Annotated in this window: 6 protein-coding genes; 1 reads left to right on the top strand and 5 read right to left on the bottom strand. The window is 73.2% G+C overall.

Annotation, left to right across the window (positions count from 1 at the left end; genetic code table 11):
* The 4 genes from ahpD to A2U95_RS07215 form a co-directional block, all read right to left on the bottom strand.
* Nucleotides 1–483: alkylhydroperoxidase, AhpD family (gene ahpD / locus A2U95_RS07230; RefSeq protein ID WP_166021375.1), on the bottom strand; the 483-nt coding region annotated here is incomplete at its 3' end.
* A 3-nt stretch (nt 484–486) separates the two neighbouring features.
* Nucleotides 487–1,041, bottom strand: a complete 555-nt coding sequence (locus tag A2U95_RS07225) for a peroxiredoxin (RefSeq protein ID WP_166021374.1) — start codon at nt 1,039–1,041, stop codon at nt 487–489.
* A 518-nt stretch (nt 1,042–1,559) separates the two neighbouring features.
* Nucleotides 1,560–1,847: a type II toxin-antitoxin system antitoxin gene (locus tag A2U95_RS07220; RefSeq protein WP_240957232.1), complete on the bottom strand. Its 288-nt coding sequence runs from the start codon at nt 1,845–1,847 to the stop codon at nt 1,560–1,562.
* Complete coding sequence (locus tag A2U95_RS07215; protein WP_166021373.1) at nt 1,844–2,800, bottom strand: SPFH domain-containing protein; 957 nt, start codon at nt 2,798–2,800, stop codon at nt 1,844–1,846. Before A2U95_RS07215 ends, A2U95_RS07220 begins: the two co-directional genes overlap by 4 nt.
* Before the next feature lie 293 nt (nt 2,801–3,093).
* On the opposite strand from A2U95_RS07215, the gene A2U95_RS07210 reads away from it, so the two are divergent.
* Entirely contained in the window at nt 3,094–5,346 is a 2,253-nt protein-coding gene (locus A2U95_RS07210) for a transglycosylase domain-containing protein (protein WP_166021372.1), read from the top strand.
* Nucleotides 5,347–5,408: 62 nt separating this feature from the next.
* Here A2U95_RS07210 and A2U95_RS07205 read toward each other — a convergent pair.
* On the bottom strand, nt 5,409–7,478 hold a 2,070-nt coding region (locus A2U95_RS07205), incomplete at its 5' end, for an ATP-binding SpoIIE family protein phosphatase (RefSeq protein ID WP_166021371.1).

The following is a 7,478-nucleotide window of genomic DNA, read 5'->3' as shown; positions in this document are numbered from 1 at the left end:
GACGGCGGCGATCTTGGTGGCCTCCTGGACCACCTCGCGGGACACCCCCGCCTCCCGCAGCTTGTGCTCGTGCGCGTCCAGGCAGGCGCCGCAGGCGTTGACCGCGGAGACCGCGAACGCCCACAGCTCGAAGTCCGCGCGGTCCACGCCGGGATCGCCGAGGACGTTCATCCGCAGTCCGGCGCGCAGCGACCCGTACTCCGGGTCGGACAGCAGGTGCCGGGTGCGGTAGAAGACGTTGTTCATGGCCATGATGGCCGCGGCCGTCTTCGCCGCCCGGTACGCCTCCGGCTTCAGGTTCTCCCGGGCCTCCGGCTCCAGCTCGCGCAGCACGAGGGGCGAGCGGGAGGCGATGGCGCAGGCCAGCACCGTCCCCCACAACGCCTGGGCGGGCAGCAGGGAGTTGCCGATCACGGTCCCCAGGTTGAGCCGCAGGTCCTTGGCGTAGTCCGGTATGGCCGACTTCAGTTCGGCGAGCGCCACCGGTCACTCACCCGCCAGCAGCGTCGCCGCGTCGAGGGTGGCCTCGCCCTTGTTCCAGTTGCAGGGGCAGAGCTCGTCGGTCTGCAGGGCGTCCAGGACCCGCAGCACCTCCTGCGGGTTCCGGCCGACCGAGCCGGCGGTCACCATGGTGAACTGGATGTCGTTGTTGGGGTCGACGACGAAGACCGCCCGCTGGGCGTAGCCGTCCTCGTCCTCGATGCCGAGCGCCCGCATCAGCTCGTGCCGGGGGTCGGCCATCAGGGGGAACGGCAGCTCGCGCAGGTCCGGGTGGTCCTTGCGCCAGGCGTGGTGGACGAACTCCGAGTCGCCGGAGAAGCCGAGGACGACGGCCTCGCGGTCGGCGAACTCGCCGTGCAGCCGGGCGAAGGCGGCGATCTCGGTCGGGCACACGAAGGTGAAGTCCTTCGGGTAGGAGAAGACGACCTTCCACTGACCCTCGTAGGTCTTGTGGTCGATCCGCTGGAACTCCCTGCCCTTCTCCAGCGAGACGCAGGCCGTGAGTTCGAATTCCGGGAACTTGTCACCGACAGTGAGCACGGGCTCTCCCTTGCAGGGGGGTGGACGTTCCCCGTGATCGTGGCACAGAGGGGGTCCTTTCCGGAAATACGCCAACTCGCGGGTTTTGCGGCGGACGTGCGGGGCGGGGCCGCCGGGGAGGTCACCGGTCCTCGACCGGACGAACGAGCACCCCGGGGCGGGGGTTGCGTGGCGCGAGCGGTCGGGTCCCGTCACGCGGCGACGGGTTCGCCCGCTCGCGGCCGGTGTGCGCCGGGCCGCCGGGCATCGCCCCTCAGGGTGACGTGTCCGGCGGATGTGCGGCGGCGGTCCGGGCCGGGGGTGACGGCGGGCGCTCCGGACGGGTTCCGGGACGGCCGGCCCGGCGGGGTGCGGGGGAGCGCTCGACCGGGCCGGCCGCCGGCGGCCGCCCGCCGGAGTCCCGGACCTGCCGGCCGGCACCGCCGCGGACCCCTTCCGGGGGATCCTCGTCGACGGCGACGACCTCACTCACCCGTTCGTGAGGACGGCCGAGCGGCAGGGCGTGGGGGCGGCCGCGGTCACTCCTCGCGCGGCCGCCCCCGCCGCGGCAGCGGGCCGGTGCCCTTCGGCAGCCGGCCCGCCTCCGCCAGCGCGCGGCGCAGCAGGAACTCGATCTGCGCGTTGGTGGAGCGCAGTTCCTCCCCCGCCCACCGCGCCAGCGCGTCGTGCACCAGCGGGTCCAGCCGCAGCAGGACCTGCTTGCGTTCCGCCGGCCGCCGGCGCCGCGCGGGAGGCCGCTCCCCGGACGGTTCTCCGGAAGGCTCCCCGGGCGGCGCCGGCGGTCGGTTCTCCTCGTCCTCGCTCACTGGTACAGGGTCCCCGTGTTGAGGACGGGCTGCACCGAGCCGTGACCGCAGAGGACGACCATCAGGTTGGAGACCATCGCCGCCTTCCGCTCCTCGTCGAGCTCCACGATGTCCTGCTCGGCGATCCGGGCGAGCGCCGACTCCACCATGCCGACCGCCCCGTCGACGATCTGCCGCCGGGCCGCCACCACCGCGCCGGCCTGCTGCCGCTGGAGCATCGCGGAGGCGATCTCCGGGGCGTAGGCGAGGTGCGTGAAGCGGGACTCGATGATCTGGACACCGGCCGCCTCGACCCGCGCGTGCAGCTCCAGGGCCAGCTTCTCGGTGATCTCCTCGGCGTTGCCGCGCAGCGAGAGCTCGTCCTCGCCGTGCGCGTCGTAGGGGTACTCGATGGCGATGTGCCGGACGGCCGCCTCGGTCTGGGTGGAGACGAACTCCAGGAAGTCGTCGACCTCGAACTGGGCCTGCGCGGTGTCCTCGACCCGCCAGACGACCACGGCGGCCAGCTCGATGGGGTTGCCGTAGGCGTCGTTGACCTTGAGGACGGCGGTCTCGTGGTTGCGGACCCGGGTGGAGATGCGGGCACGGGTGGTGAGCGGGTTCACCCAGCGCAGGCCGTCCTCGCGGATCGTGCCGCGATAGCGGCCGAAGAGTTGGACGACGCGCGCCTCGCCGGGCGCGACCATGTTCAGCCCGGCCATCGCGGCCAGCGAGGCCGGCGCCAGCAGCACCGCCACCACCACGAGCGCGGCCGATGCGCCGCCGTCGGCGTGCTCGGCGCCGAGGTAACCCAGGCCGGCGGCGATCAGCACGCCGAGCAGCCCGAGCAGCAGGGCGAGACCGCCGGCGAGGGAGTGGGCCGGGACCTCCCGGACGCTCGGCCGGGGCATCTCGGGAACGTCGGCCCCGCCGGCCGGCGGGGGAGTCGCGGGACGAGTGGCGTGGCTGGACATGGGAGGCCCCCGGTTCCGTATGGCTCGAGCTTGCTTCTTTCTAGCTAAGTGATATCACATTTATCGGTGTGGGAAACCTCTCCCGCCGATCGCCCGGGGCAACCGTTCCGGCCGGTGACACGTCTGATGCGGTAAGGGCGGAAAGTTTCGGGTGCTGATTGTCACGTCCGTAAAAGACCGGATCGGCACCTCTTTGTCACAGGGTGCGGTGTTAACTTTCGAGACTGGCCATGCCTCGGGGGACCTCCGGGGCGCGGGACGACGGACGAGACGAAGCGGGGCGAAAGAGGATCATGGGGCGAGCTGACCTACGACGTGCGCGCCGCCGACGGGGCATACGCGGGTTCTTCACCTGGCGGAAGCTGTTCGGCACGTTCCTCGGTGTCTGCCTGCTCGGCATCGGCTCCTTCATCGCCCTGTACCTGCTCGTGGACGTGCCCGACGAGGGCAACGACCTGGCGCAGAGCCAGAGCAACGTCTACCGCTACAGCGACGGCAGCGTCATCGCCCGTCGCGGCGAGGTGAACCGGGACATCGTCGGCCTCTCCGACGTGCCCAAGGACGTCCAGCACAGTTTCGTCGCCGCGGAGAACAAGACCTTCTACAAGGACCCCGGCGTCGACATCAAGGGCACCGCCCGCGGCCTGTTCAACACCCTGCGGGGACAGGGCAAGCAGGGCGGGTCGACGATCACCCAGCAGTACGTGAAGAACTACTACCTCACGCAGGAGCAGACGGTCACCCGCAAGATGCGGGAGGTCGTCATCGCGCTGAAGGTGGACCGGCAGATGTCCAAGGACGAGATCCTCGCCGGGTACATGAACACCAGCTACTACGGCCGCGGCGCCTACGGCATCCAGGCCGCCGCCCAGGCCTACTACCGCGTCGACGCCAAGGAGCTCACCGTCGAGCAGGGCGCCTACCTGGCCGCGCTGCTGCAGGCGCCCAACCAGTACGACTGGGCGATCGCCTCCAGGACCGGCAAGCGGCTCGCCGAGGAACGCTGGAACTACGCCCTCGACAACATGGTCGAGATGAAGTGGCTGGACGCCTCCGAGCGCGCGGGGATGAAGTTCCCGGTGCCCGAGGAGCCGCGTCCGGTGGCCGGCCTCGAGGGCCAGGCCGGCTACCTGGTGCAGCTGGCCAACAAGGAGCTCCAGCGGCAGCTCATGGACGTCGAGGGCATCTCGGCGGCCGAGGCCGAGGCCAAGGTCGAGGGCCAGGGCTGGGACCTCACCCTCAACATCGACAAGGACCGTCAGAAGGCGCTGGAGGCCTCCGTCAAGGAGCAGCTCACCAGCAAGCTGGACCCCGAGGAGCGGAAGGTCGACGGCGTGGTCCAGGCCGGCGCGGTCTCCGTGGACCCGGAGACCGGGCGGATCGTGGCGCTCTACGGCGGCCAGGACTACCTGAAGCACTACTTCAGCAACGCGACCCGCTCCGACTTCCAGCCCGCGTCCACCTTCAAGCCGCTGGTCCTCGCGGCGGCGCTGGAGGAGGGGGCGACCACCCAGGACGGGCGGCCGATCAACGCCGGCACGATCTACGACGGCACCAGCGAGCGGCCCGTGGTCGGCAGCGACATCCCCTACGCGCCGCCCAACCAGGACGACGTGAACTACGGCGACATATCCGTGCAGACCGCCATGAACAGGTCGGTCAACTCGGTCTTCGCGCAGATGGGCGTGGACGTCGGGATGCGCGACGTCCTGGAGACGGCCGACCGGGTCGGCATGAACACCGGTGACCTCGACCCGGACCCCGCCAACGCGTTGGGCACCATGACCTCCAGCCCGCTGGAGATGGCCTCGGCCTACGCCACGCTGGCCAACCACGGCGTGCAGGTCACCCCGACCCTGGTGAAGAAGGCCGAGAAGGACGGGGCCGAGATCGAGATGCCCGACCCGGTGGGCGAGCAGGCCGTCAGCCGGAACACCGCCGACACCGTCACCTCGGTGCTGACCGGCGTGGTCGACGACGGCACCGCCCGCTCCTCGGTGCGGGACAACCCGACGCGGGCCGGCCAGCAGGTGGCGGGCAAGACGGGCACCTCCGACGACAACCAGTCGGCCTGGTTCGTCGGCTACACCCCGGACCTGGTGACCGCGGTCGGCCTGTTCGGCGAGGACCCGAAGACCAGCAGGCACACCTCGCTGAGCGGCGCCACCGGCCTCCTCCCCGGCAAGGGACGCATCAACGGCGGCGGCTACCCGGCGCAGATCTGGGCCGACTACACCTTCGGCGTGACCGACGGGACCGCCCGGTTCGACCTGGAGACCGACCAGGGCGCCGCGGTGACGCCGACGCCCACCACCGAGACGCCCTCCCCGACGCCGTCCGAGACCCCGTCCGAGACGCCCAGCGAGACGCCGTCCGAGACCCCGACCGAGACGCCCAGCGAGACGCCGACCGAGACGGTGAGCCCGTCGCAGCCGGGCCGCCCGTCCGCCGAGGAGACGCCGGCCGACCCCCGGCCCGGCCGCTCGCCGGGCGACGACGACGAGGACCCGGCCGCCGCGGAGGACGGCACCGGCTTCCTGAGGTAGCCCGGGGCCGCCCGGCGGCAGGGGGCCGCTCCGCCCGGTGGCGGAGCGGCCCCCTCCCCCCGTCAGGGATGGTTGAGCTCGAACCAGACGGCCTTGCCGGTGGACAGACGCGTGGCGCCCCACCGGCGGGCCAGGCGGTTGACCAGGTAGAGGCCCCGGCCGCCCTCGTCGGTGGCCCGGGCCTGCCGCAGCCGCGGCAGCTGGGGGACGTCGTCCACCACCTCGCAGCGCAGCACCTCGGTGCGCAGCAGCCGCAGCGTGATCGGCCGGGTCGAGTACCGCACCGCGTTGGTGACGACCTCGCTGACCAGCAGTTCCACCGAGTCCGTGAGCGCGTCCAGGCCCCAGTCGTCCAGCGCCGCCCGCGCCAGCCGCCGCGCCCGGCCGGGCGCCGCGGTCTCCGGATACAGCTCCCAGGACGCCACGTCGCTCGGCGCGATGCCGTGGAACCGCGCCGCGAGCAGCGCGATGTCGTCGTCCCGGTCGCCCGGGCCCAGCATGTCCAGCACCTCGTCGCAGAGCGCCTCCAGCGGCGGGGCGTGGTCCGCGCCGGTCAGCCGCGCGGTGGCCTCCAGCTTGTCCCGCAGCTGCTCTATCCCGGTCCACACGTCGCGCATCCGCGACTCCACCAGGCCGTCGGTGTAGAGCAGCAGCGTCGCCCCGGCCGGCGCCTCCAGCTCGACGGCCTCGAAGTCGACCCCGCCCACGCCGATCGGCGCGCCCGCCGGGACCTCCAGCACCTCCGCACGGCCGCCCAGGTGCAGCAGCACCGGCGGCGGATGCCCGGCGTTGGCGATGGTGATGCGGTGCGCGACCGGGTCGTAGACCGCGTACAGGCAGGTCGCCATCCGGTCGGTGCCCAGCCGCTGCGCCTGCTCGTCGAGGTGGTGCAGCACCTCCTGCGGCGGCAGGTCGAGACCGGCCAGCGTCTGCGCCGTGGTCCGCAGCTGGCCCATGATCGCGGCGGAGGTCATCGAGTGGCCCATCACGTCGCCGACCACCAGGGCGACCCGGCTGCCGGGCAGCGGGATGGCGTCGTACCAGTCGCCGCCCACCCGGGCCGTCTGCGCCGCGGGCAGGTACCGCGACGCCAGCCGCACGCCCGTCGGGCTGGGCAGCGTCTCCGGCAGCATGGTGCGCTGGAGCTCGTCGGCGATGTACGCCTCACGGCCGTAGAGGACCGCCTTGTCGATGCCCAGCGCGCTGTGCGTGGCCAGCTGGGCGGCGACCAGCAGGTCGTCGCCCTCGAACGGGATCCGCTCCGGGCCGCGCAGGAACACCGCCGTGCCGATCACCCGGCGGCGGCCGCGCAGCGGGGCCAGGACCGCATGCTGGCCGGTGGGCAGCGAGGCCCCGGAGTCCTCGCCGAGCAGGTCCGACAGGGCCTCGCGGACGGACGGCGTGTCGGCGAAGACCGGGCGGACCCCGCGCAGCACCTCGTCCAGCGGACCGCCCGGACGCACCTCCGCGGGCGGGGCCTCCCCCGTGATCAGCGCGGACAGCGGGTCGAGGGCGCCGGACCGGTCCGGCGGGATGCGGTCGGTGCGTCGCAGCCGCAGCATCACCGGGCCGACGGGGCGCTCGTCGCCGACCGGGAGCGGCTCGCGGAGGTGGACCAGGATGGCGTCCGCGAAGGCCGGCACGGTCGCCCGGCACAGGCCCATCACGATCTCGTCCAGGTCCATGCCGCGCGCGATGCGCCGCGTGGCGGCGCCCACGAACCGCAGCCGCTCGCCGTCCCGGCGCATCGGCACCGGTCCGCCGCCCGGCCCGGCCGCCCGTCCGCTGCGGCGGTCCTTGCCGCCGGGGCCGCCGGCCGCCGCGGTCGGAGAGGGGTTCGGCACCGCCTTCGCCGAGGGAGCGGTCTTCACGGCCGGGGCGGAGCGGCCGTTGCCCTTGCCGCCGTTCCCCTTCTGGCCGGAGGACTTCCGGGCGGACCGCCGGCGGGGCGGCTTGGGCTGCGCGGGGATGGAGTCGGGAGCGGGACGGGGACGCGGGGCGTCGGAGGAGCCGGAGCCGGTGTCCGACTGGCTGTGCTCGGGCCGGGCGCCGTCGGGCCCGGACGAGCGGTCGCGCGGCGCGGCGGCCCGGTCGCGCGGCGCGGCGGACCGGGCCGCGCCCGCGGCGGGCCG

It is taken from the genome of Streptomyces chilikensis, from assembly GCF_001642695.1.
Lineage (GTDB): Bacteria > Actinomycetota > Actinomycetes > Streptomycetales > Streptomycetaceae > Streptomyces > Streptomyces chilikensis.
This window is presented reverse-complemented; position numbering and strand designations above follow the sequence as displayed.